This window comes from Gracilinema caldarium, from assembly GCF_029265695.1.
GTDB classification, from domain to species: Bacteria; Spirochaetota; Spirochaetia; order Treponematales; family Breznakiellaceae; genus Gracilinema; species Gracilinema caldarium_A.
This window is the reverse complement of sequence record NZ_JAJUHW010000004.1, coordinates 59,597-85,151: the sequence shown is the minus strand read 5'-3', so window position 1 is coordinate 85,151 and position 25,555 is coordinate 59,597. Positions and strand designations below refer to the sequence as shown.

Below are 25,555 nucleotides of genomic sequence, written 5' to 3'. Positions count from 1 at the left end.
AATATAGCAACATCAATCAAAGACGTCAAGATAAAATTCTATAAATTATTGCAATATTCTGCAATATTAAAACACAAATACAGTATTTTATATATAAGCCAATTTCAAAAGCCAGTCTCTTATATTTTATTGTAAACTCTGCGCTGAATCGCGGATTTCAAGATAAATTCTCATCGCATTTCGTGCCGCCACGGAATTGAATCAGCAGCTCCCGGCCTGCTTACGCAGATAGCCGCGGCCTGGGAGGCCAAATCCAAGGCCTCGGGAACGGAAGAGCCCTCTACAAGGCCGGCGATAAAATAGCCAGAAAAGGTATCCCCCGCGGCGGTGGTGTCTACCACTGTAGCTGGATAGGCCCGCTGTTCGATAATCCCTTCCGTCCCCCGGCCCCATAGGGCCCCCTTGTCGCCCAGGGTTAGTATTATCTGAGATTGGGGGAACTCATTACACAGGGCATTCAGGGCTTTCCGGGGGTCCTGAAGGCCCGTAAAACCCTCAGCTTCAATTTCGTTCATCAGAAACATATCAATTTTATCAAGCGGATAAGAGAGAATCTCTTGTGTATACGGAGAAGGATTCATAATGATGAAAAGCCCCCGTTGTTTAGCCTTTTTAATAATTTCGGGTACGAGGGAAATTTCATTTTGGAGTACCAGGTAATCGCCTGAACCGAAAGAAGCTAAGGCAGCATCAATGTAAGACTCATCAATATCTTGATTAGCCCCTCCGAAAAGTAATATACAGTTCCGGCCCTGGTCATCCACCTGAATAATAGTGTGCCCCGAAGGCTTGTCTGAGCGGCCGATAAGGCTCGTGTCCACCCGGCCTTTTTTGAGAGTATCCACCAGAAAGTCCCCCTCGGCTCCCACTTTCCCTGCATGGAACACCGTCAGCCCCGCCTTTGCCATGGCCAAGGACTGATTGAGTCCCTTGCCGCCAGCAAATACAGACCGAGACTTGGCCGCCTTTGTTTCACCGGGTTTAAGAAACGCGTCCACACGGTACACGTAATCAATGTTGAGAGATCCAAAATTAAGAATACGCATGGGGGACTCCTGGCAGCACTATTTTACCAATTAAATTATCACCGTTTTACGAACTTTCCCGCCCTAAGGGCCTTCCCGCCCTAAGGGCCTTCCCGCCCTTGTTAAGGAACCGAGATGCAAATTCGGTTGCCACAATAGACATGGCGCCGATTATTTCTAACTTAAAATAATCAAAGAACTCTCGCTGATTTTGATTTATGAGGTCAGTAATAATTAAAATTAAGAGAGGACTCATGTACGTCAGTGAGAGAGCCCAGGGGGAAGCTTGATAAGGCAATTCGGTCTCCGCATCCTTGGTTAATTCCCTGAGCCGCTGAGGTTCCTCCCCCGCAACAAGTGTTCCGTTTATCTGGAGACTGTATGCCACACTTTGCGCTTCTGTGAGTCCTACGATGAAAATGATTGCAAAATCTTTATTGTCCATATTGATGTACATATGGTGAGTAAAGTGCTGTTCTTTCCATATACGTAGGGGGATTCGGTCTTTGTAGATTAAAGAGCCCTCTTGGTAGAGTATAAAGTTCATATTCTTGAGCCCCTCATGAACCTTAAGCCGGTACAGACTCATATCATAGACAAATTCTATAGTGCCGAACGCATCCATACCAAAAGAGGTAACGTAAAATGAGTGTTGCCGCAATATGGAGTGAACAATTTCAAATGCTGGCCACTTTAAAAATGGCCTCCTCTGGGGACTATGCCGCCGCTTATTTCAGCGCAAAGGAGCCCCGTTCATCAAACCCCAGAGGAATCGGCTCTTTGCTGATATCATCTGGCAACTTGATACGAGCACTTCCTGTTACCCTGAAACTTCCCTTTTTCTCGGTAAACAGGGCCTTGACCGCTGAACTGAGCTTTTTAGTACTAAAAGTGTTTTTTACCGTTATATAGACATTCTGACCTTCCTGTTTTACCGTGCTGCTGTCTCCAATGACTAGTTTCTCGTTATTGATATAAAGCTCGTAACCGACCGCAGTAAAATTAATAGCCCCCCGAGCATCGTTGCGAATCTGAATGGTAAAGCTAACGTTGAGGGGTAAATCCAGTTCTGCGGGATCGATAACCGGTTTGTCAGGTTTCTTACCCGACAAAATATCCGCTATGGCGCCTCGGGCTTTTTCAGGATCAGCCTTTTTACCCGCCTTGGTAAGGGCGGCGGATACTTCAGCAGCGCTGGGTGGAGTAACCGTAAAGCCGATAATAGCTACGGTTGGTTTAATAGCAGGGATTTTCTTTTCAAGTTTGTAGTTAAAACTGATACTGGGAGGAACACCCAGCAATTTAGGCAGCGGAATAGAGAGGGTTCCGTTAATAACCGTATTAAGCCATTCTTTAGTGGTGTAATTCTGTACTAATTTATAAATATCCTCATAGGCAAGTTTTACATTGAACCGGTTCGCTTTCTTGCCCTTAGCGGAAACACTGAACCCTCCTTGATTTGCCGCGCTAAAAACCTTTGAACCCTCTACGGAAAAATCCAGGGTCATACCTGAAAAACTAAGCTCAAGCGGATAAGGATTGCTAACGGTGAGCTCAAACTGGAAGGTTACATCCCGAAGTGATATCTCCTTAATTTGAAACTGGGTTATTTCTGCTGTCGGTTTTGGCAAGGTCTGAGCGTAGGCAGCAACAGAAAGTATACCTAAAAAGAACAAAAACCAGCCACGTTTCATCATAAGACATCCCCCCTTATAGCATAAGCTTGAGACAAAAGGGGCGGTTTTTCAAGAGTGAGCCAACTTTAAAAGTCGGTCACTCTTGAAACGGGGAACCTTATTTTCCTGACATTATAGCCAGAGCCGGCGCCAAAGCCCGGTCAATTTCATCAAGCACCGATGGGGTAAGTCGGGGAACCATATCAAGGGCTTTTAGATTTTCTTCCAGTTGTTCCTTACGGCTTGCACCGGTTATAACCGTACTCACGTTCGGATTTTTAAGGCACCAGGCAAGGGCAAGCTGGGACTGGGTCCCTCCCAGGTCACGGGCTATGGGATCGAGCGCTGCTACTGCTCCTAATACATCCTTGGGGAACCGCTCAAGGAGCCACTCATAGCCAGGGAGGGAAAGGCGAGAACCTGCGGGTATACCCTTGGCGTATTTACCCGAAAGGACCCCCGAAGCCAGGGGGCTCCAGGTGGTAAGACCAAGGCCGATGTCCCGATACAGCCGCTGATATTCCTTTTCCACCCGGTCTCGGAACAACAGGTTGTACTGGGGCTGTTCCATTTGGGGTTTGCGGAGGTTGCGGCGGTCTGCGATTTCCCAGGCCTGCCGTATTTCCTCGGCGCTCCATTCGGAGGTTCCCCAGTAAAGGGCTTTTCCTGAGGCGACCATATCGTTCATAGCCCAGACCACTTCTTCCATAGGAGTGTTCGGGTCCGGCCGGTGGCAGAAAACCAGATCTACATAATCGAGGCCGAACCGTGTGAGTGAACCGTCTATGGCCTGCATGAGGTATTTACGGTTTAAGGTATTTTTCTCGTTGGGGCCTTCGTTAAGCCCCCAATAGAACTTGGTGCTCACGAGATAACTTGCGCGGCGGAGTCTCAGTTTTTTCAAGGCTGCCCCCATAATCTCCTCAGATTTGCCCCCCGCATAGGATTCGGCATTGTCAAAAAAATTAACCCCATTATCATAAGCAGCCTTAAGCATGGTCGCCGCTGCATCTACATCAACCTGGGATCCATAGGTTACCCATGAGCCTAAGGATAGGGCCGAAACCTTTACCCCCGCCGAACCAAGCCGTCGATATTCCATGATAGTCTCCTTGCATTAAATTGATTGATAATTATCAATCAATTTAAATATACTATTTTTTATATATGATTGCAATGGTGTATAAAAACATGGTATTAAGACCCCCTTGACAAATAATGTTAACATCGTTAACTATAGATTAGAAAATGTGAACACTGTTAACAATTACAGTTTGATGAGAACTAAGCCCTGGGGGGCGGCTAGTACATTTGCATTAAAGCACAGAAGGAGCTTATATGATACTGACAAAACAACCATGGGCGGTACTGCTTGCAGTTATTTTCTCCCTTACATTAGGCAGCTGTAATTTTATGGAAGAATTCGACAACATAGAAATCGTCGATCCGGATCTTTCAAAAACAGCGGACGGAACATGGATTGGAGCGTGGAATACCACCTTGGTAAAGGTTCAAGTTTCGGTTGATACTGCTGATCACAGGATCTCTCAAATTACCATACTCCGGCATGACTGCGGCAGAGGGAAGCCTGCTGAGGCAATTGTAGACCGGGTGGTCGAGGCTCAGAGTCTTAAAGTAGATGCGGTAAGCGGCGCTACCGGCAGCAGCAGGGTGATTCTCCGGGCAATCCAGGACGCCCTGGAAAAAGCTACCGCTGAAAAGATGGAGACGCCATGAACAAACCTATACTTTTCATCATCTCCATTACTCTTTGCACAGCCCTCATCATAGCAATACGTTTTGTCGGCCTCGAAGGTCAAGCTAAAGCAAATGTAAAACGCGCTCGCTCCCTTCCACAGGCTTTTGACTATGCAAGAGGCACAGCACCGCAGAATAAAACCGCTCAATGGGTTTCAATATCAATGGGTGCGCCTGGATCTGTGATAACAGAAGCTGACATTGATATTTTACCAGAACCAGCTCAGCGGTATTTCCGTAACGCACAGGTAGCAGGGAAAAACCGCATTTCATCCTTTTCGGTGATTCTGGAAGGCCGAATACGAAATGGCCCGACTGAACCCTGGATGCCTCTCATCATGAGACAGTATAACCGTTTAGACAATCCTGCCAGGGTGGTTTACTTGAGCTCCACCAAGCCACCTATGAAGGGTATCGACTCCTTTTTAGAAGGCCAGGGCAGAATGCTTATCAAGGCGATGGACCTCATTAAGGTTGTGGATTCCAAAGGGCCTGAAATGGCCATCTCCGCCTTCGTTACATTCCTCAACGATCTCACCCTTTGTCCACTCGCGTACTTTAGCCTGCCGCTTAAGTTTCGTCAGATTGGAAGCAACAGCATCGAACTTTCCATGACCTATGCAGGAATGGCCGTATCGGCGGTGATGACTGTGGACAGCGAAGGCCGGCCTGTTAACTGGCGTTCCGAAGATCGTTATGCGGAGGTAAAGGGCCGTAATCTAAAAGACAGGTGGGCTACTCCTTTTGAGGGTTCCAAGGAGATTGCAGGGCTCCGTATTCCTGAAAAAGGTGCAGGAATCCATGATTATGATGGGAACCCCTATATCTATGTAGAACTTGACCGGATCCATTCTCTTGTCTTAGATGCTAATAGCTTACCTGAGGACTTATAAAGGGTAGACTCCAGCCCGCCTCCGCCTATGGGTTCACTGATAACACTGCTCGTTAAATAAAATGGGGATGTCCTAAACTAGTTGGACATCCCCTTCTCGTATTCCTCGGGCTGGGCGGACGCTGCTATGCAGCGCCCGCTTCATCCTTAAAACGAAAAAGCCGCATTGAACAATGCGGCTTTTGAGTATTCCTCGGGCTGGGCGGATTTGGCTTCCGTGCGGACGCTTCCTGCATCCACACTCCAGCCCGCCTCCGCAGGCTGCCGCGCCCATCCCTGGGCGCTTTCAGCCGCCTTCGCGGCGCGCCTGCTCCGTTTCAAATCCGCCCGCCCTCGCCTCTACGTTTATTAAAGACACTGCCCGCTAAATAAAAAAGACCACCAGAAATGGTGATCTTTTGAGTATTCCTCGGGCTGGGCGGATTTGAACCGCCGACATCTTGGTCCCGAACCAAGCGCGCTAGCCCCTGCGCTACAGCCCGTCATTCTGTTGCTTTTTATTAATTTTGTTACAACGCTTATATGGAAAAAAGCCCGTCCAAAATTGGACGGGCTTTACGGGAGCGACGGGGCTTGAACCCGCGATCTCCGGCTTGACAGGCCAGCGCGATAACCAGCTTCGCTACGCCCCCGTAACGGTTGTGAATATATCGAAATACTATTTTTATGTCAAGCAGTTTTGCTTAAAATTTTTAATGACCGAAGCGTTTTCATAAGCAACCGACTTTTACCTTTTCTTCTCCATTTCATATCGGTTCAAAGTCATTGACGACCCTTTGCTTGCATGGTATGGTTTACTGCCCGCGGTGCAATTTTTTATTGAACCGTAAACGTCGAGCTTCAACGCAGAGAGGTACATAACTCTATGGCATCAAAAGAAAAAAAGCCTGTTGCACAGAATGAGGTCTCTGGATGGCAGGAATTTGTCCGCCGTTTCAAAGCCCATCCCGCTCTTTATACGGGCTCTATCCTCATCACCCTTTTTACTGTGATTGCCTTTGTGCTGGTTCCCGCTATGGCGCCCAAAGCAAACAGCCTGGCTGAAGGTGGCAGGTTATCCTTCGGCTCCTATGACGGTGTTCCGATTGAGTTTATCCCCGGCAATTACTTCGCCCAGCAACGGGACTATTATAGTGAACAGCTACGATCCTCCGGTCAGGACCAAAATAACCAATACGCTGCTTTCCAGGTTTGGCGGGCCGCTTTTGAAAGCACCGTTATTCAGACCGCTGCCCTGCAGGAAATGAAAAAGACTGGATACAAAACCCCAGAGGTGCTCGTGGATAAACGAATGGCAGCCCTTCCGGTGTTCCAGGAAAACGGTAAATTTTCTGCGGCCCGATATAAAGCTATATCGGAAGCGGACAGGATGAATCTCCGGCGAGATCTGGAGGCCCAGATTGCATTAGAACGCTATATGGAAGACACCCTCAATCTGCGCATCTCGAGCCAGGAAAAAGACTTCGTTATTTCCATGGCATCCCCCGAACGCAGTTTTGATATGGTCGTATTTCCTCTCGCATCCTATCCCGACAGCGAAGTAGCTGCCTTTATAAGTGCAAATCCCGATCTATTCAAACAGGTACACCTTTCCAAAATTACTATCAGCTCCAGCGAAGGGGATGCAAAAAAGGTCTATGATTCTGTAAAAAATGGCACCGTCAGTTTTGAAGATGCAGCAAAAACCCATTCAAAGGATGAATTTGCCGACAAGGGCGGAGACACGGGGCTAAAATATGCCTATGAACTCGCCACTGAAATAACCGATACTGCAAGCAAAGAAAAGGTACTCAATCTTACAAAGGGTTCTCTGAGTGAAATTGTTAAAGGTCCATCCGGCTGGGCATTCTACCGCGCAGAAGAAGATCCCCGGCCTGTCACGACCCCTGACAAAGCACTGCTCGAAAAGGCCCGATCTTATATGGTTTCCTTTGAAAAAGGAAAAATTGAAGATTACCTCATCGCTCAGGCTAATAGTTTTGCTGAAAAAGCGCGTACCATGGGTTTTGCTAACGCCGCATCCGCAATGGCTTTGGAAAAGAAATCCTTTGGTCCCCTCTCTCTCAACTATGGTGATATCGAGATTTTTAAAGGATTAAGCTCGATGAATGTAAAAGAGCTTGCTTCAGCGTCTATAAACGAAACATTCTGGAAAACCGCTTTTTCTACGCCCCTACAGACGCCATCCAAGCCTTTCGTGGTGGGTGACAACGTGATTGTTCTCAATCCCGTTTCTGAAATAAAAGCTGATGATTCTACCTCTGCTGTCATCAATTACTATTATAACTATGTTGCCGGCCAGTACTCTGAGCGGACCTTGCGGAATTATTTCTTAAACAGCAAAAAACTTAAGGACCAGTTCTTTGATACCTTTGTCCGCACTTTTATGGCCAGCAATAAATAACCGTATTCTATGATGCATGAATTTCCCCGGCAGCTACCGGCTCGCCGGGGTTTTTCACTTTCCTACCAGGGCAAAACGCTGCTTTCTACCATCGATCCTATCGCACAGGCAGAGAAAGCAGCCCGGACATACCAATTAAAAGAAAGAACGCTTTACTTAATTGCCAGCCCCCTCTTTGGTTATGGCATTTCTCTGATCCTGCAGTCATTACCTGTAAATTCCTCTATCTTGGCATTAGAAATAGATGAAGCTCTCTTTCATGCAACAAAGGATGAGTTTTTAGCCCACATACCCGCTGAAGTTCCATATATTTCAACAGATTCATCAGAAAAGTTGTGCAGCTTTGTCCGCATGCACTGGGGCCCTCGAAGATTTCGCCGGGTAGAACTAATAACTCTCAATGCCGGATGGACCTTATATGAAAACCAATACAAAGAGCTGCTCCATAGCCTGCAGACTGATATTGCGACAGACTGGGCAAATGCAATGACCCTAACCCGTATGGGACGTCTTTATGCAAAAAACGCCCTGCGCAATCTCCCGCTTCTCGGCCGAACAACGCCAATGCATAAAATACATTTCGGTAAGACACCGCTGCTCATGGCTGCAGCGGGCCCCAGCCTGGATACCCTTTTAGACCAGCTCGTTAGAGAATATCCTGGACTTCGACACAAGGAAACGAGACCATTTAGAATACTCTGTGTCGATACGGCCCTTCAGTCTTTTATTGCCCGATCCATTCCGGTTGATATCGTAGTTGCCCTGGAATCCCAAATTTGGAACCTCAAAGATTTTGTCGGTTACGGCTCACAGGATTTTTTGCTTGCCATGGACCTTTCTGCTCATCCGGGAACCTTGTTAATCCCCGAGGATAAAACCTGCTTTTTCTTTACCCCCTGGACTGAGCTTGCCTTTTTTAAAAGACTTAAACAAAGAGACCTGCTGCCAACAACCTTTCCGCCCCTAGGCTCCGTAGGACTCTCGGCTACCCATATTGCACTAACCATAACCGATGGACCTGTGTATATTGCGGGTCTCGACTTTGCTTTTACACCGGAACAGTACCATGCAAAATCCAGCCCCGGGTATCAAAAACGCTATAATACGCACAACCGCTTCGCTCCGCTTGCGATGGAAACAGCTATTTATCATCGGGATATACAAAAAGTTTTAGATATAAATGGACAAATGATGTACACCGATCGGGTATTGCAGCGGTACCGGGATCTTTTTGTCAGGGAATTTGCTTCCCATGAGCGTCTTGTAGATATACGGCCCGCGGGGCTTGATTTGCATATCCGCCGAGGGAGCCTTTCGGAGCTTTTTGAAGAGCCCTCAAGTCACGAATCAGAGCTCTCACCAAATAATTTTGTACGAGAAGAGCAGAATATTAGCATATTGATGAACCTACAAGGCGGATCGCCTGCAACTAGCCCCCATGATGGAGATGGCACCGATAGGTGTGCTGCCATCCAGGCCCTGCTCACCGAGGAGCTTGCGTCTCTGAGGCGGCTCAGGGCTATACTCTCCGGTGAAGCTCCGGCGGCGGCGGACGAGCTCGACCAGCTAATAGACTACTGCGATTACCTATGGGCCCATGTCCCGGAATGCGCCGCTGCCGGCAGGCAGCGTCCCGGGACCAATGACATCAGTTTTTTAAAACGGGTTCGCGCAGAGCTCGACTACTTCATCAAAATAGTAGAGCTGGCCCTTAAAAATGCTAATCAACCCTAAGCAACCACCTAGCCCCCTTTTCCCGTCTTACTCGTCCTTAGATTTTAGGACCGCAAGAAATGCATTCTGGGGTAGTTCTACGTCGCCCACCATTTTCATGCGTTTCTTGCCTTCCTTCTGTTTTTCAAGGAGTTTCCGTTTACGGGTAATATCTCCGCCGTAACACTTGGCAAGGACGTCCTTTCGCAGGGCATTTACGGTTTCCCGAGCGATAATCTGGCTGCCGATAGCACCCTGTATGGGAATCTTAAACTGCTGGCGGGGAATTTCATCCCTGAGGCGCTCACAAATGGTACGGGCCCGTTCGTAGGCATTGCCCTTGAACACAAGCTGGGAAAGGGCGTCGACCACCTTGCCGTTTAAGAGAATATCAAGCTTAACCAGTTCTGTGGGCTTGTAGCCCGTTATGTCGTAATCAAAGCTCGCATATCCGCGGCTTATACTTTTGAGCTTGTCATAAAAATCAAAAAGGACCTCGGCCAGGGGCATCTCATAAATCAGCTCCACCCGTTTTTCGTCCAAATAGGTCATGTTGGTCTGGACACCCCGTTTTTCCGTGCAGAGGCTCATAATTGACCCCAGATAGGTCGTGGGTGTGATAATGGATGCGCGGATGTAGGGTTCCTCTGCGCTGTCTATTTTCCCCTCATCGGGATATTCGGTGGGATTGTCCACATAGATTTCTTCGCCGTTCCGCAAATGGAGCTTATATTTAACCGAGGGGGCGGTAAAGATAATAGATTGGTCAAATTCCCGTTCGAGCCGTTCCTGTACAACCTCCAGGTGCAAAAGGCCAAGAAAGCCGCATCGGAACCCAAACCCGAGGGCAGCGGATGAATCCTTTTCGTAAATAAGCGAGGCATCGTTTAATTTAAGTTTTTCGAGGCTGTCCTTGAGTTCTTCGTAGTCATTTGAATCCACAGGGTATATTGATGAGAATACAACGGGTTTTACTTCCTTAAAGCCCGGCAGGGGCTTGTCGCAGGGACGCTCTGCATTGGTAACCGTGTCACCGACCCGTACATCGCTCACGGTTTTTATGCCCGCTATCATGTAGCCCACGCTTCCGGCTTTAAGTTCCGGCTGTTCGACCAGGGCAAGCTTAAAGACACCAACCGTTTCTACCTCATACTCTGCGTTGTTGTTCATAAAGCGGATTTTCATTCCCGGCTTTATATGTCCCTGGAACACCCGAAGGTGGACAATGACGCCCCGATAGGGATCGTAGTGGCAGTCAAAAATGAGAGCCTGGAGAGGATTGTCCGAACTGCCGCGAGGCGCGGGGATACGATGAACTATTGCTTCGAAAAGCTCATCAATACCGATTCCCTGTTTAGCAGAGACTAAAAGCGCATGCTCCGCATCGAGCCCCAAATCGTGTTCAATTTGATGTTTAGTGGACTCTACATCGGCGGCAGGCATATCAATCTTGTTAATTACCGGAATTATTTCCAAATTGTGTTCCAATGCAAGGTACATATTGGAAAGGGTTTGGGCCTGTACTCCCTGGGTTGCATCCACAAGAAGAAGGGCCCCTTCACAGGAGCTGATTGCCCTGGAAACTTCGTAGGTAAAGTCCACATGGCCGGGGGTATCTACAAAGTTAAGTTCATAATCCTTGCCGTCCAGGCTATGGTAGGGAATCGTTACTGCCTGGCTCTTAATCGTAATCCCCCGTTCTCGTTCAATATCCATATTATCCAGAATTTGATTCTGGAAATTACGGTCATCCACCAGTTTTGCCTTCTGGATAAGCCGATCCGCCAGGGTGGATTTTCCGTGATCTATGTGGGCTATAATACAAAAATTCCTGATATGCTCTGTCTCATTCATATGGGCGGACTATAGCGGAAATTCTCTAAAACCGCAAGGACTCGATGCCTGAATATTACTTTTCTTAGCTGGCAGAGAAGGTATCAGAACAATTTTGGTATGTACCTAGAGTACTGCGAGTTTATCGATCGTCTCAAGCAGTACTTCGTGGGAAAAAGGTTTTTCAAGGAAAAGACTTTTTATATTTTCAAGGTTCTTTTCCGGCACAATAAAAGACCGGTCCTGGTACCCTGAAATAAAAAGAACCTTTAATCCCGGACTCTTCTCACTTAACCTGGTGGCAAGATCATATCCATTCATTTGGGGCATGACGATATCGGTGAGAAGCATATAGTCTTTTTCATGTTCCGCTATTCGGATCGCATCATGGGGATCGGTGGACTCTAATACTCGGTAGCCGCTTTTTGCAAGCAGCCTGCTAATAAGCCCTCGAATAAACTCATCATCCTCAGCGACAATAATGGTACCCGACCGGGTTTTTGGTTCTACCTTCTGGGCTGTATTGGAGATAGACTCTGATTTCTCTTCTACTTCGGGTAAGTAGATAAAAAAGGTAGTCCCCGCGCCGACCGTACTTTCTACAGCAATTTGGCCGCCGCTGCGTGAAATAATTGCATACACCGTGGAAAGGCCGAGACCGGTTCCTTTGTCTTTTTCCTTAGTGGTAAAAAAGGGTTCAAATATATGCTGCATATCTTCTGCGGAGATGCCGCAACCATTGTCTTTTACTATTATTTGCAGCCATTTCCCTTGTTTTATACCATGTTGGTGACATGTATTATCACAGATCACGCTTTTTGTCTGAATAATAATAGACCCATTTCCCTTTATGGCATCCCGGGCATTTACTACCAGGTTCACAATAGTCTGTTCAAACTGCCCTGGATCTATCGAAACAAAGGGGGTACTGGCGTTCAGCGCCAAAGTCACCTGAATATTTTCGTTTACCAAGCGCTGGATCATTTTTTCCAGATCCTTGAGGATATCGTGGATATTGACCACCTTTGCCTCAACAGCTTGTTTGCGGGAGAAAGAAAGCAATTGCCTTGTAAGGTTAACCGCCCGCTGGGTAGCAGAAAGTATTCCTTCTACCTCTTCTTTGAGCAGCGGATTATCTTCAATATCTTCTCGGAGCAGATTACCGTACCCCATAATGGCGGTAATAATGTTATTAAAATCATGGGCTATACCGCCAGCTAAACGGCCGATGGCTTCCATTTTTTGAGCCTGTCGCAATTGGTTTTCCAGATCTCGGTGTTCCGTATTGTCCAGGAGATAGCCCTGTATTTCCAAGGGTTTGTCTTCGGTTCGGGGTAGGATAGAAAGGGTTGCCAGCACAAACACTCTAGTTCCATCAGATCTTTTAAGTTCCCAATCCTGTGAAACACCATTAGTACGATTTAAAAAGGACTGCCAAAGACGATTGCCATTGTCTGTATCGGCAAAGTATGAAAAAATAGACTGCCCTATTACATCTTCTTTGTTTTTAATATCGAGAAGTTTGATAAAGGTTGTATTGCAGTCTGTTAAAATACCATTACCATCGGCAGTAAAATTAGCCGTCGGAGCATCTTCGAACAGGGTCCGGTACCGGGCTTCGCTTTTACGGAGTTTTTCGTCCATTTCATGGCGAAAAAGAGCAATTTCTATCGCAGTTTTTAATTCCCGGTCCTCAAAGGGCTTCAGAATATAGCCAAAGGGGAGTCCGTCTTTTACCCGTGCTAGCGTAATATCGTCAGCGTATGCGGTCAGCATGATCACTGGAATGTTGTGGTTCTGATAAATAATAGTTGAGGCGTCCAGTCCGTCCATAGCACCGGATAGCTGTATATCCATCAATACCAGATTGGGCTTATCACGAGCACATGCAGAAATTGCATTTTCTGCACAATCATATATTCCTGCGACTTCATAACCAAATCGTTCCAGATGTCGCTTAATATCAAGGGCTACGATATTTTCATCTTCGCAGATTATGATTTTTGCCATGATTCATCCTAGGATATTAAATTATACTTACCTCATGATGAGTGACTCATTCATTATGGCTTTAAGAATTTTTTCAAGAGAAAATAAAATAATAAATCTATCCTGGACCTTTGCCAGCCCTGAAATAAAACTTTCCTGGATATTTTTCCCAATCTGAGGCTGGGATTCAATATCTTTTTCTGATATTGAAATAACTTCATACACCTGATCAGCAAGTATGCCGATAGTGACAGCTTCGTTTTGATATTCTGTTTCCGCAATAATTATAGAAGCTGCTCCGAGAGACTCGAGGGGGGGTAAGCCAAACATTCTGCGTAAATCAATAACCGGAACCACCGATCCTCGGTGATTTATGACCCCCAGTATAGACGCGGCACAGTTTGGCACCCTGGTAATGGGAAGCATTTCCAGCACCACTTCGATATTCCGGACTAAAAAACCATAGCGTTCGTCATTGATATCAAAGGTTAGATACTGATCTGCCATTTTAAGCCGCACCAATTACTTTCTTTACGACCCCAAGCAGTTTGTCGGCACTAAAGGGTTTTACAATCCATGCGGTCGCCCCCGCTTCCTTGCCCTCATTCATTTTTTCACCCTGAGATTCGGTAGTTAAAACAACAATGGGTACAAACTTATATTTAATCTGCTCCCTAATCCTGCGTATAAACCCGATACCGTCTAAATTTGGCATGTTCACATCGGTAATTATGAGATCAGGAACTTCAATACGAGCCATCGTATCAAGTCCATCTTGGCCATCCTTGGCTTCGATTACTTCATAGCCGCCTTGTTGCAGCACATAGGTAATACTTTGTCTAATTGCAGCAGAATCATCTACAACCAGGACCCGTTTAGGCATACATATCCTCCCAGAGCTACTTTAAGTATGAACCAATTTATCAGATTTATCAAATTATTTCTAATAGGCTTTTCGCAGCACCTCGCTGGCAATCTTCTGCAAGGGCAGTACTATATCCACTGCCCCCGCTTTAATGGCTTCATTGGGCATGCCAAACACCACACAGGATGCTTCATCTTGTGCAATAGTATACGCACCGGCATCATGCAGCTCCTTCATACCTCTGCTGCCATCGTCTCCCATACCGGTCATGATGACCCCCAGGGCATTTTTTCCCGCATAGCGGGCTGCAGAACGGAATAAAACGTCTACGCTCGGCCGGTGACGGCATACCAAGGGGCCATCCTTCACCTCAACAAAATATCGAGCCCCGGCGCGCTTAAGGAGCGTATGTTTGTTACCCGGTGCAATGAGAGCCCTACCTCGGAGCACCGTATCATTATCCTCTGCTTCTTTTACCGTTATCTTGCAGAGACCATCAAGCCGTTTAGCAAAGGCGGCGGTAAAATGTTCTGGCATATGCTGTACAATAACAATACCAGGAGCATCGACTGGCAGTACTTCTAAAAACTCTCGGAGAGCCTCCGTTCCGCCTGTGGATGCCCCAATAACGACCACCTTTTCCGTTGTCTCTAAATTTCCCGAAACCGGTTCTGGTTTTGGCAATATTACATCGGCGGTTAGTTTGGGCTGAACCACCGGGGCTGCAAAATTGGGAGGTAATTGCTTTACCCTTGCCTGATAGGCAGCTTTTACTGCATCGCAGATGCGGACTTTAGATTCTGCAAGGAATTCCTTGGTTCCCATTTTGGGTTTTTGTATAATCTCAACAGCCCCATATTCGAGAGCTTTAAGTGCGTTTTCGCTTCCGGTCTCAGTTTTGGATGAACAAATGACCACCGGAATGGGATGGGGATCCAACATGATTTGTTTAAGAAAGCTAAGACCGTCCATGCGAGGCATTTCTACATCAGATATGATTACATCGGGCCGTTCTTCCTGTATTTTCTTTATTGCAAACAGGGGATCCATGGCGGTACCTATGACAGAAATCTGGTTGTCTGATTCTAAAACTTCAGTAAGTGTCTGACGGACCACCGCAGAATCATCGACAATCAGGACTTTTATTTTTGAACCTTTCATAAGAGCTCCTTATTTTTACAATAAGTAGTCGGAGCGACAATAGTAAAAGGCAGATCCATGCCGGTCATAGATTCGGAATGACCAAGAAAGAGCAAGCCTTCATACTTAAGATGATGTGCAAGATGATACACGAGCTGCTCCTGGGTTGTCCTGTCAAAATAAATAATGACGTTTCTGCAAAAAATAATATCAAAGTCCTGTTTAAATGGATATTCAGAATCCATAAGATTAAGCCGTTCAAAACGTACCTTGTTACGGTATTCGCTTTTTATTCGCACCTCATGCAGGCTTGGGTCTTTGCTCTTCAGGAAATACCGTTTTTTATATTCCAGGGGTAAACTGGCAATTTTTTCTTCATCATAGACTCCATTCAGGGCTTCCTGAAGCACTTTAACGGAAATATCGGTTCCTATTATCGAATAACAGAATGAAGGATGTACACGTTTGAATTCCTCCATAACAATCATGAGGGTATATACTTCTTCTCCGCTCGCGCAGCCTGCGGACCATATTTTACATGGCCGGGAAGCATCCCATTGAGAAACATGCTGAGGCAGCCACTGATTCATTAAAAAATTAAAATGATCCGCTTCCCTGAAAAAGTCAGTTTTATTTGTCGTAACCGCATCAATCATATGATACAGTTCCGAACGCAGACCCTCATTGCTAAATACAAAATCAATATACTGGGAAAAGTGAGCATACTTCAGTGCCCGCAGCCGCTTTTGCAGCCTGCTTTCGAGCATGATCCGCTTTGAAGGCGGCATTTTAATACCAAGATGTCCTTCTATAAATTGGGAGAGGCGCTGAAAATCTGCTTCGGTAAGTGTATCTGGAGTAAAAAATGGCTCCATGACTATCTATACAGTCTGTGTTTTACGGGCTTCCCGCTGCTGGGCCAGCGAAGCAAGCCGGTTCACATCCACAATGAGGGCAACCGTTCCATCCCCAAGTATGGTTGCCCCCGAAATGCCATCATTTTTCTTAAACAAAAGCCCCAAGGGCTTTATAACTGTTTGATAGTCTCCAATAACTTGGTCCACCACAAAACCGATTGGAGAATCCATAGCATTGACCACCACGATTTGTTCTATCTCCGGCAATGAACCTGGAATAGCGAAGAGATCCCGTAACGCCACATAGGGAAGCACCCGCTGGCGATACGTTAAAATAGACCGGCTCTTCTGCTGTAGTAACAGGTCTTCCCGTTTAATTTCCACACATCCGTCGACAACCGACAAGGGAATTACATAAAGCTCATCCCCTACCCTTACAAGGAGTCCATCGATAATTGCGAGGGTTAAAGGTATTTTTAAGGTTATATTGGTTCCCGTTCCTGGGGATGATTCAACAATCACCGAGCCCCCCAGAGAATCTATCTGCCGTTTTACCACATCCATTCCGACCCCGCGGCCTGAAACACTGGTTACATTTGTGGCAGTAGAAAAACCGGGGGCAAAAACCAGCTGGAAAATTTCCTGATCGCTTAACGACGAGAGCGGCATAGATTCAGCAATGAGACCCTTTTCTACCGCCTTTGCATAGATCCGTTCACGGTTCATTCCAGCACCGTCATCACTCACTCGGATAAGTACATAAGCCCCCGAATGCAGGGCGGAAAGACTAATCGTACCCCTTCGTTTTTTACCTCTCCGTTCTCGTTCTTCAGGGACTTCGATTCCATGATCTACACTATTGCGAATAATATGGACAAGCGGGTCAGTTAATTTTTCTATAACGGTCTTGTCCAGTTCCGTTTCTTCACCATCGGTAACAAGATCTATTTCTTTGCCAAGTTCGGCGGATAAATCCCGCACAAGTCTGCGGAACCGATTAAAGGTAGTACCTATGGGCAGCATGCGGATACCCATGGTGGTATCTCTCAGCTGGGATACCAGCCGTTCAAACTGTTCTGAAATCACCGTAAGTCCACCGTCCTGAATAGATGCGGCGGTACGGGCAAGCCGGGCTTGTAATGTCACGAGTTCACCAACCAGATCTACAAGAGAATCCAGCCGTTCGCTGGGAACCCGGATAGTAGAAGTAGAAACTTCCTGACGTTCCTTTAATTGCTTTAAATGTTCCTGTTCAACCAGCGCACTTTGTACATCCTCTGGGCTGGCAATATTTTTTTCTATCAAAAGCTCTCCAATTTTTCGCTTTTCATGTTCTATATGCTCTATGGTATCGGGACTTGCAACACCCCGATCCACGAGTATTTCACCAAGCCTTTTTACTTCCTCACCGCTTGGCTGAGTTGAAATTGCATCAGCCGTTTGCAATGGTACGATATCAATCCGGGCCAGATCTTCCACAAAAATAAAAACGTCCCGTATCGCATCTATCCCCTCAGGGGTTGTCAGTGTCATATCCCATGCTATATAGCAAGATTCAGGGTCTAATTCAGAAAGGGGAGGAATCTTACTTTTCAGCGCAATGATGGACAGCTGCCCTAACCCATATAACTCATCGATCAGCGGCAGCGGATTGGTGCCATTTTTAAAGAGGTCCGGCTTAGGTTCAAAATGGATACGATAGGTGGTTATTTTTTTATTGTGTTCATCTGGGAATGGTTCTGCAGGAACCTCACCCTCAGTTTTCTTCTCAGCCTGTAGCTCTGCTATATTTTCTTGTTTGGGCTTTTCCTGATTCTCTCCATTCGCCAACAGGTTAAATTCCTGCTCTAAACCTAACATTTCCTTCTGTAAGTCCGCAGAAGGTTCAGTAAGTAAGGTACTGATGATGTCTCTCGCTTGCAGGGTTATATCGATAAGATGTTTACTTACCGGAATAAGGCCATTCCGCAGCTTGTCAAAGGCATTTTCGACCTGATGAGTAAAACGGGAAATTTCATCAAAGCCAAACATAGCAGCAGAACCTTTTATGGTATGCATGGCTCTGAAAATTGCGGAGATAATTTCTTGGTTGCCCGGATCCTGCTCCAGTGCAAGCAGCTGATCTTCCAGATTGCTCAACAGTTCAGAAGCTTCTTCTTTAAAGGCATCCTTGAACTTATCAATCATAACTTCCCCTGCATGCACCATTGGGAATCAAATTCCTGCCCCGAAATGGTAATTTTTGAAACAAAACCGTATCGCTGTAGTTTAGACTGGAGCTCCTCTCTGAGTTTGCCGCTAACCTGGAATTCAGCGCCGCGATTGCTTGCTTCCTTTGACGCAGCACAGATAAGCTGAATTACCGCGGTGTCCATATCGGTGACCTCAGAAAGATCCAAAACAACATGCTGGCTCTGTGCAAATGCTTTCACGAGATCCAAATACAGATTCTGAGCCTGTTCAATTGATAAGGAGCCATTCCATGCCATTTGAAAGGCATGAGCCGGTTCCTTGCTCGAACGATCTTGTGTCATACTTCTAGTATAGAGGAGCTTCAGAATAATGCAATCCCTTATATTTACAACGTATCTGTGATTTCTAGGGATCCGTAAAGCCGCATCATGACTTCTAAATACCCCATTTTTCGCTTTTTAATCGAAATATCGAGAGAGACTAGTCCCTGTTTTTCGTCCACAGAAAATCCCTGAATGATCAGGGGGTCATTTTCTGAGAGGCCGCTCTCATCAGCAATGGATCCCCGCACTATTTTTTTAATCTGATATTGGGGGGCTATGGCAGAGCCAAAGCCCGGAGAAAGGAGCATTCCAAAAAGAGGTGCAGTAAGCCGCTCTTTTGTATCTAATTTGATGGCATCAATTAAAGGTTTTATGGGGCGCTTCGCTAGTGCTAAAAGCCTTTGCCGTCCATCGGTTGTTTCAAGGGAAACAAGCTCCCCGCTTTGACAGAGCAATAATTGGTCTTGCAAGGCGGCAATGGAATTGCCGTGAAAATCTGAGAGAGCTTTCCCATTGAGCCGCTTCAGAGTACTTTCCACGGGTATATTTTGCTCAAATGCGGGAGTATTTGGTGCAACATATAAAACATTTACCCCGTAACGGTCCTCGCTTAAAACGAGGCCTAACCATGGCCGCTCTACCTCCCCGCCGGCAAGAAGCGCTGGAAGAGCCGAAACCAAGCGCTGAACAGGAACTGCAAAATTAATCCCCTGGAATTGTTCAATCCCGGCAAATACAACGCCAAGCAGATTCCCTTGTTCATTTACCACAGGGCCGCCAGAGTTTCCGTGATTTACCGCCGCATCCAGTTGGATAACATCACCAAGCTGCAAGAGACGCCTGTTAAGGGCGGAAATAATACCTGAGGTAACCGTTTTTTCAAGGCCCGCTGGAGACCCAATAGCATACACCTTTTCACCAACCTGGGCCGTATCGGATCCTATTACAGAGAACACATATTCGGGCACAATTTCGGCCTTGATAACCGCCAGGTCCATTATTGGGTCCCAGCCAATCACTTTGGCAGGGATTTTGGGGCTGGAAGCATCCCCCATACGGATAAACATACGGGAAATCCCGTTGTATTTAGGATCAACCTCGCTGGCAATGACATGATAATTAGTAATAAGCAGCCCGCTTTTATCAATAAAAAATGCCGAACCGAGCACACGGTCCGCATAGGAACGGCCCTTTTCTATACGGATCCCCCGGTCCACGAGAACTGTGGCAACGCCCCGAATCATTTCCGCCGTGCTGTCTCGCCCCCGCAAATAGCTTTTTTCTGAATCCTGCACTCGTGAATCAGACTGTAAAGCCAATTGATAAATGTATAATGCCAGGGGTCTCAGATTGAGTTCTATTGCCCTTTTAAAAAAAGGCAATGCCCTATCCGCATATACATCGAAACCGGATTGGGCTGCCTGCAATAATGCGAGAAAGGCTTCCAAGTCTTTACCCCCGGAAAGAAAATCCTCCGCCTGCAACATAAGGATTTTGCCCTCCGAGATTTCGGGAAATTCCTGAGCTAAGTCCAATACAAACAAGGAACGAAGCAAAGATCGCGCTTTAGTCCACTGCTTTGCATCTATTGCTTCATGGGTCTTTGCAATAATGGTTTTACAAGCCCGTTGATATAGTGTATCAAGCTGTTCTGTCTGTTGGGCATCGAGAGCGGGATACCGCTCCTTAAAAACTTGAATTGCATGTATAGCCTGTGTCGGCTCCGCTTCTGTAAGCCGCTCAAGATCTGAAAATCTGAGTTCCATAGCAAAACGGGGAGGCTCAAGACGATGCGATGCGGATACGCAGGATACAAAGAGAAACACCAAAAGAGGAAAAAGCCGCCAGCCTATTTTCTTTAAAGACATAGTATCAATTAAATCCTTTCATAGATGCGGAGGTTACAGAGATTATTTATCGAAGCCGTTCCTTGTATTCATAAATGCCATCCCCGTCCCAGTCACTTTCAATGACCTCAAATTTATACCGATAATCGAGCCCATTAAGTGAATCTACAATTCCTATAGTGGATGGAAAACGCCGTATCGTTTCCATTCTGCCATCCAGATCCATATCGAGGCGCTGCAGTATAGGCTTTCCCAGCGAGAACTCGAGTATAGAAACAATGCGGCCTTTTCGTGTTTCGACAGCACGGAGAGGAATACCACTACTCAACTCTATCGTTTCTATCGCGTCATTTGCTATTGTACCTGGCCGAATTATTTTTGCAGCAAAAGAGATGAGAGCCCTTTCTGTAAGCCGAGGTACAAAGGATTCCCGTTCCGGGAAAAGAACCGATACATCGGGATAGGAACCAACGAGAGCCTTTAATGTAAAGGGTGCATAGTTAAAGCTAGACGGCGCAGGTATGTAGGTAAGATCTCTTGTGGTAAACTTTTCCACAACAGGATAGGAATCCCAGAGAACCTGGACATCTAGGGTTCCTTCAAAGGGAGCTATATGGCCTTCTTTAGGGAGTCCCTGTTCAAATAACACTTTAATTTCAGGAATGCGATCCTGATTCGCATCATATTGATAGGTGCTGAGCTTGCCATTACTGTAGCCGACCTCTACCTCTGGGATGCCATCAGAGTCAGAATCCTCGGTCATAGTCCCCGAGAACACTGAAAGTTGCTGCGAAAAGATCTGGCGGCTCTCATTTGTCCGCAACCGGGACCAAACACGCCGTACCAGCGCTGCATCAAGAGTTTTATAACGAAATAGTTCTAGGATTGCATTTTTTTCATCTATAACACCTAGATCCAAGGCGAGAGGAAGCACAGGAAGCATGTCGTTCCCAAGGGCACGATAGGCTTCGAGGACACGTCGCTTTTCAGCAGTATCCTGAATAAAAGGAACAGCTAAAATTGGCAATAAGGGATCTGCCTTTTGCAGGGCGGGTAAGCGGTTTAAAAGGAGAGGAATAAGTTTTGTATCCTGAGAGGAGGGAACCTTATCTTTCATGTAGCTGAAATAAAGGGCTGCAAATCGTGGATCCAATGGATATAATTGTACCGCTTTTGAGAATAGCTGAGAAAACTCACCCTGAGCATTGCGCAAAGCGAGGATTTTTAATTGCAGATATACTACATCTGCAGAGGTAGAAAGGGATTTGAGTATTTGTTGGGTCTGATCAAATTGCCGCAGGACAATGAGTGTTTGGGCCTCTAAAAAAGAAGCGGACTCTGCCGAATATCGGTGCCATCGGTCAGTCATTTGGGCCTGCCGTATCGATTCCAGCACCGAACCAATGGGCCTTGCAAGCTGCAAACGAACAAGGGCCATAAGATAGGATAAATCGGAAGATGCGGATGCAAAATCATATCCGCTTTCGAGGATTGTTTCCGCATCCTGCCATCGGCCTTCATGAATAGCCTTTATAGCCCCTTCCACATATTGCTGTGCCAGGGGAAACTCATCAATTTGAGCGTAGAGAGGAAGGCTGGACAAAAAATTGATAATAACAATTACTACTCCCGCCAATATGGACCTTCCTCTCATAAACACTCCTATTCAGTCTGGACCATGGCCCCCTCAAAATTGGTCGGCTGCCGTGGAGGAAGCCCTAAGAGCTCTCTGACTTCTTCGTCAGAAAGGGTTTCCCTGGCCATTAAGGAATCCGCAAGCCGCTCCAGTTTTTCCCGTTCCCGATGCAGTATAGTCTGAGCCGTTTCTATCGCCCTTGCCAGGACGGTTCGGATAGCCTTATCGATTTTCTGGGCCGTATCTTCCGAGTAATCCTTGTGACGGGCTATCTCTTTACCGATAAATATGGGTTCCTCTTCCTGTCCAAAGGAAATAGGTCCGATATCTTCGGCCATGCCCCATTCGCATACCATCCGGCGTGCCAAATCGGTGGCTTGCTGTATATCCTGCTTAGTTCCTGTTGTTGTTTCGTTATATATCAATTTTTCGGCAGCCCAGCCGCCATACATGATAGTAATTCTATCCTCTATCCAGCCGCGGGTTCTGCTGTAAGTGTCTTCTTCGGGTAATGACATGGCCATGCCCAGGGCTCGGCCATGGGGTACAATGGTAACCTTATGCAATGGATCGGCATTCTTGAGATAATAATGCAGCAGTGCATGGCCGGATTCGTGAATCGCTGTCATTCGCCGTTCCCGCTCGGACATAACAAGGGATTTTCGGGCCACACCCATAAGAATTTTATCCCTTGCTTCTTCGAAATCTGCCATTTCTACAACGGCCTTATCCTTTCGGGCCGCAAAGAGGGCCGCCTCGTTCACCAAATTAGCAATATCAGCGCCGCTCGTACCCGGAGTCGCCCGGGCAAGCCGAGAAAAATCAACATCGGAACCAAGGGGTACCTTGCTTGCATGTATACGGAATATAGCCTCCCGTTCCTTTATATCCGGCATGGCCACCACTACCTGACGGTCAAAGCGGCCGGGCCGCAGAAGCGCCGGATCAAGGACATCGGGGCGGTTTGTAGCGGCAAGAATAATGACCCCATCTTTGGAATCAAAACCATCCATCTCAACGAGCATTTGGTTCAGTGTCTGTTCCCGCTCGTCATGACCGCCGCCATAACCGGCCCCACGGGTGCGTCCCACCGCATCAAGTTCATCAATAAAAATAATACAGGGGGCGCTTCTGCGGCCCTGTTCAAACAGATCTCGAACCCGGCTTGCGCCGACACCGACAAACATTTCCACAAAATCCGAACCAGACATGTGAAAGAATGCTACCCCCGCTTCTCCCGCTACCGCCTTGGCCAATAAGGTCTTTCCGGTACCAGGCATGCCGACAAGGAGCACGCCCTTGGGAATTTTAGCGCCCATTTTGGTAAACTTCTGTGGATTTTTAAGGAATGCAACCACTTCCTGGAGTTCGTATTTTGCTTCTTCCTGGCCTGCCACATCAGCAAAGGTGATGCGTTTACCTATTTCCAGATACCGTTTAGCTCTGCTTTTGCCAAATTGGAAAGCCTTATTCCCTGCCCCTTGAGCATTTCTAAACATGAGCCATATGAAAACAAAACCAATAAGCCAGGGAAGGAATTCCAGAAAAATCATCATAGGGGAAATACCGCTCACAGATCCTGTAATACGAACCCCTTTCTCTTTAAGCAGCGGAATAAGCTGCGGATCCTGATAGGGAATAAGGGTCCTGAACTGAACAAGATCCCCATTAGAGGATTTAAAGGCTCCTTGTATCTCGTTACCATCGATAATTTTAACCGCATCGACTTCGTTTCGCTCCAGACGCATGACAAAGGTGGAATAGGGCACCTCCTGGGTGACCGGTTTGTCATTTTTCACAAAATAGGCAATAAAAAGGCCTGAAACGAGTATAAAAAAGATCAAGGCAAAACGGCTGCCTCGGCCGCCCTGTACCGGTGGCCGAGACGGCATATCATCTTTCTGATCGTTAAGCATGGTTCCCCCGTAATTTTATTTCTAACATATAACTGGCATTTCTATCCACTGCCCCAGTAGCTGCTAAGAGCCTTTGGTGGCGCCAGAAATATGATAGTTCTGAATGTATATCTTTAAGCATATAAACGGCAATACCCAGCGCATCTTCCACAACCCAGTGGTTACGCCAAGAGGTTTTCCCAACCATAGTCCTGAGCTCGGACAATTTCCGATGGTGACCTTTGTAGAGCAGACTATCCCCTTCCTGAGGGGACCGAAACACACAGGGCAGCCCAACAAGGGCGCTGGTTTGTTCATGCTCATAGGCTTCCAAAGATTGCGGAGCTCGTATAACAATTTCATAGTTCTCCACTATATGAATGCCGGGAGCTGTTAATAGAATTGAAAAGCCGGAATCGGAAAAGAATGATGTTTTTTCTTGGATAACAATCCATTCCGGTGTGTTGATGAACCTGCAATCGGATATTTCTAAATTATCCACATGAGCTGTAGCAAATTGCCGGATAGCCCTCCGCCTCACCGATGGAACTACACGAGATACTTGAGCATCTGGTTCCAAACGAGGCAAAGCCAATCGATGTTCACTTTTCCTTATTGTATCTATCACCTGAAACATCGATTCTTCCCGGACTGGTATGCTTTGGTTCCAGAAATGAGAGGCCATAGTACGATAGCCGCGAACAGAACCGGATGCATAGGGCTCCCAATTGATCTTCTGTAAAGCCCTATCGCGAAGGAAAGCTGCTACAAGGCCTTGGGTGTTTCCTCCATGCTGTACGCCAGACCTCCAGAAGGGGAACTCCCTATCTAAAACGGGCATTACGATATGACGTATTCGGTTCCTTAAATACTTCGTGTCAGAATTAGTGGAATCCGTTACATATTCTATGTTCCGAGCCTTAAGATAGGCTTCTATTTTTCGGCGGCTGGTATTGATAAGGGGTCTCAATATCCGGCCTCGCTTTTCAGGAAGCGAGGCTAACCCTGCAGGCCCTGAGCCTTGTAAAAATCGCATGAGAGCGAGCTCAAGCATATCATCCTGGGTATGGCCTAAAAACAACCAACGGGCAGACCAGCGCGCCATTTGTTTACGAAAAATCCTATGCCTAAAAAAACGCGCTGCAGCTTCAATCCCTACCTTATTTTTTTTTGCATACTCTTCTATAGCCCCGGGTGCAATGTTTACAATGGTGAGCGGTATTTTTAATCTTTTGCAATGCTGTCTTGCTATATATGCATCCCGTTCTACCTCTTCGGCAGGACGCAATCGATGGTTAACATGAACACAACGAAGAGAATATCCCAAACGCTCAGCACATTTCGCGCATTCATATAAAAGAGACACAGAATCAGCACCGCCAGAAAGGGCGATAAGGACGGTTTGTCCTGCCAGACTCTCGCTATATTTTTTGACTACAGCGTCCACCGAAATCTCTACCTCTTCTGCTGCGGTTTTCGCTGTTCGGGATTTCATATTCTTTCCATAAA

At 46.7% G+C, this 25,555-nt stretch carries 20 protein-coding genes and 2 tRNA genes; 4 read left to right on the top strand and 18 right to left on the bottom strand.

Translation table 11 applies throughout. The annotated features are described in order from the left end of the window. Positions 1–170: 170 nt before the first annotated feature. From Q7P68_RS02600 to Q7P68_RS02585, 4 genes are all read right to left on the bottom strand, one after another. Entirely contained in the window at positions 171–1,046 is an 876-nt protein-coding gene (locus Q7P68_RS02600; protein ID WP_304222416.1) for a ribokinase, read from the bottom strand. Positions 1,047–1,092: 46 nt separating this feature from the next. Further along, entirely contained in the window at positions 1,093–1,650 is a 558-nt protein-coding gene (locus Q7P68_RS02595; protein ID WP_304222413.1) for a hypothetical protein, read from the bottom strand. Positions 1,651–1,753: 103 nt separating this feature from the next. Beyond that, positions 1,754–2,722, bottom strand: coding sequence for an LEA/WHy family protein (locus Q7P68_RS02590; protein WP_304222411.1), 969 nt, complete (start codon positions 2,720–2,722; stop codon positions 1,754–1,756). Between the two features lie 97 nt (positions 2,723–2,819). Beyond that, positions 2,820–3,803, bottom strand: a complete 984-nt coding sequence (locus Q7P68_RS02585) for a potassium channel beta subunit family protein (protein WP_304222408.1) — start codon at positions 3,801–3,803, stop codon at positions 2,820–2,822. 236 nt (positions 3,804–4,039) lie between these two features. On the opposite strand from Q7P68_RS02585, the gene Q7P68_RS02580 reads away from it, so the two are divergent. Further along, positions 4,040–4,438, top strand: coding sequence for an FMN-binding protein (locus Q7P68_RS02580; RefSeq protein WP_304222406.1), 399 nt, complete (start codon positions 4,040–4,042; stop codon positions 4,436–4,438). Continuing rightward, complete coding sequence (locus Q7P68_RS02575) at positions 4,435–5,352, top strand: DUF6544 family protein (protein WP_304222404.1); 918 nt, start codon at positions 4,435–4,437, stop codon at positions 5,350–5,352. Before Q7P68_RS02580 ends, Q7P68_RS02575 begins: the two co-directional genes overlap by 4 nt. A gap of 408 nt (positions 5,353–5,760) precedes the next feature. On the opposite strand, the gene Q7P68_RS02570 is transcribed toward Q7P68_RS02575, so the two are convergent. Together Q7P68_RS02570 and Q7P68_RS02565 are read right to left on the bottom strand one after the other, a co-directional pair. After that, positions 5,761–5,833 (bottom strand) — tRNA-Pro (locus Q7P68_RS02570). A 76-nt stretch (positions 5,834–5,909) separates the two neighbouring features. Then, a tRNA-Asp gene (locus tag Q7P68_RS02565) sits at positions 5,910–5,983 on the bottom strand. Positions 5,984–6,216: 233 nt separating this feature from the next. Here Q7P68_RS02565 and Q7P68_RS02560 point away from each other — a divergent pair. Further along, the gene (locus tag Q7P68_RS02560) at positions 6,217–7,755 is read left to right on the top strand and encodes a peptidylprolyl isomerase (RefSeq protein WP_304222402.1); all 1,539 of its coding nucleotides are present in this window, start codon (positions 6,217–6,219) and stop codon (positions 7,753–7,755) included. Between the two features lie 9 nt (positions 7,756–7,764). Further along, on the top strand, positions 7,765–9,489 hold the full coding sequence (locus tag Q7P68_RS02555) for a 6-hydroxymethylpterin diphosphokinase MptE-like protein (protein WP_304222400.1): 1,725 nt from the start codon (positions 7,765–7,767) through the stop codon (positions 9,487–9,489). Between the two features lie 27 nt (positions 9,490–9,516). On the opposite strand, the gene lepA is transcribed toward Q7P68_RS02555, so the two are convergent. The 12 genes from lepA to tilS form a co-directional block, all read right to left on the bottom strand. Then, on the bottom strand, positions 9,517–11,322 hold the full coding sequence (gene lepA / locus Q7P68_RS02550; RefSeq protein WP_304222398.1) for a translation elongation factor 4: 1,806 nt from the start codon (positions 11,320–11,322) through the stop codon (positions 9,517–9,519). A 105-nt stretch (positions 11,323–11,427) separates the two neighbouring features. Then, the gene (locus tag Q7P68_RS02545; protein ID WP_304222395.1) at positions 11,428–13,311 is read right to left on the bottom strand and encodes an ATP-binding response regulator; all 1,884 of its coding nucleotides are present in this window, start codon (positions 13,309–13,311) and stop codon (positions 11,428–11,430) included. A 27-nt stretch (positions 13,312–13,338) separates the two neighbouring features. Next, entirely contained in the window at positions 13,339–13,797 is a 459-nt protein-coding gene (locus Q7P68_RS02540) for a chemotaxis protein CheW (protein WP_304222392.1), read from the bottom strand. A gap of 1 nt (position 13,798) precedes the next feature. Next, entirely contained in the window at positions 13,799–14,173 is a 375-nt protein-coding gene (locus Q7P68_RS02535; protein ID WP_304222390.1) for a response regulator, read from the bottom strand. 60 nt (positions 14,174–14,233) lie between these two features. Then, positions 14,234–15,316 carry a protein-glutamate methylesterase/protein-glutamine glutaminase gene (locus Q7P68_RS02530; RefSeq protein ID WP_304222388.1) on the bottom strand — a complete coding sequence of 361 codons (1,083 nt, stop codon included), beginning with the start codon at positions 15,314–15,316 and terminating at the stop codon, positions 14,234–14,236. Then, positions 15,313–16,170, bottom strand: coding sequence for a CheR family methyltransferase (locus Q7P68_RS02525; protein WP_304222386.1), 858 nt, complete (start codon positions 16,168–16,170; stop codon positions 15,313–15,315). The genes Q7P68_RS02530 and Q7P68_RS02525 overlap by 4 nt, the downstream gene beginning before the upstream one ends. A 6-nt stretch (positions 16,171–16,176) precedes the next feature. After that, on the bottom strand, positions 16,177–18,339 hold the full coding sequence (locus tag Q7P68_RS02520) for a chemotaxis protein CheA (RefSeq protein WP_304222385.1): 2,163 nt from the start codon (positions 18,337–18,339) through the stop codon (positions 16,177–16,179). Beyond that, a complete protein-coding gene (locus Q7P68_RS02515) occupies positions 18,336–18,686 on the bottom strand; it encodes an STAS domain-containing protein (RefSeq protein ID WP_304222383.1) in 351 nt (116 codons plus the stop codon). The genes Q7P68_RS02520 and Q7P68_RS02515 overlap by 4 nt, the downstream gene beginning before the upstream one ends. Before the next feature lie 44 nt (positions 18,687–18,730). Further along, positions 18,731–20,536: a S1C family serine protease gene (locus Q7P68_RS02510; RefSeq protein ID WP_304222381.1), complete on the bottom strand. Its 1,806-nt coding sequence runs from the start codon at positions 20,534–20,536 to the stop codon at positions 18,731–18,733. A 46-nt stretch (positions 20,537–20,582) separates the two neighbouring features. Further along, on the bottom strand, positions 20,583–22,169 hold the full coding sequence (locus Q7P68_RS02505) for a hypothetical protein (RefSeq protein ID WP_304222379.1): 1,587 nt from the start codon (positions 22,167–22,169) through the stop codon (positions 20,583–20,585). 8 nt (positions 22,170–22,177) lie between these two features. Continuing rightward, positions 22,178–24,067 (bottom strand): ATP-dependent zinc metalloprotease FtsH, encoded by a 1,890-nt coding sequence (gene ftsH, locus Q7P68_RS02500; RefSeq protein WP_304222377.1) that lies wholly within the window; start codon positions 24,065–24,067, stop codon positions 22,178–22,180. Beyond that, the gene (gene tilS / locus Q7P68_RS02495) at positions 24,060–25,541 is read right to left on the bottom strand and encodes a tRNA lysidine(34) synthetase TilS (RefSeq protein WP_304222375.1); all 1,482 of its coding nucleotides are present in this window, start codon (positions 25,539–25,541) and stop codon (positions 24,060–24,062) included. The genes ftsH and tilS overlap by 8 nt, the downstream gene beginning before the upstream one ends. Positions 25,542–25,555: the final 14 nt, after the last annotated feature.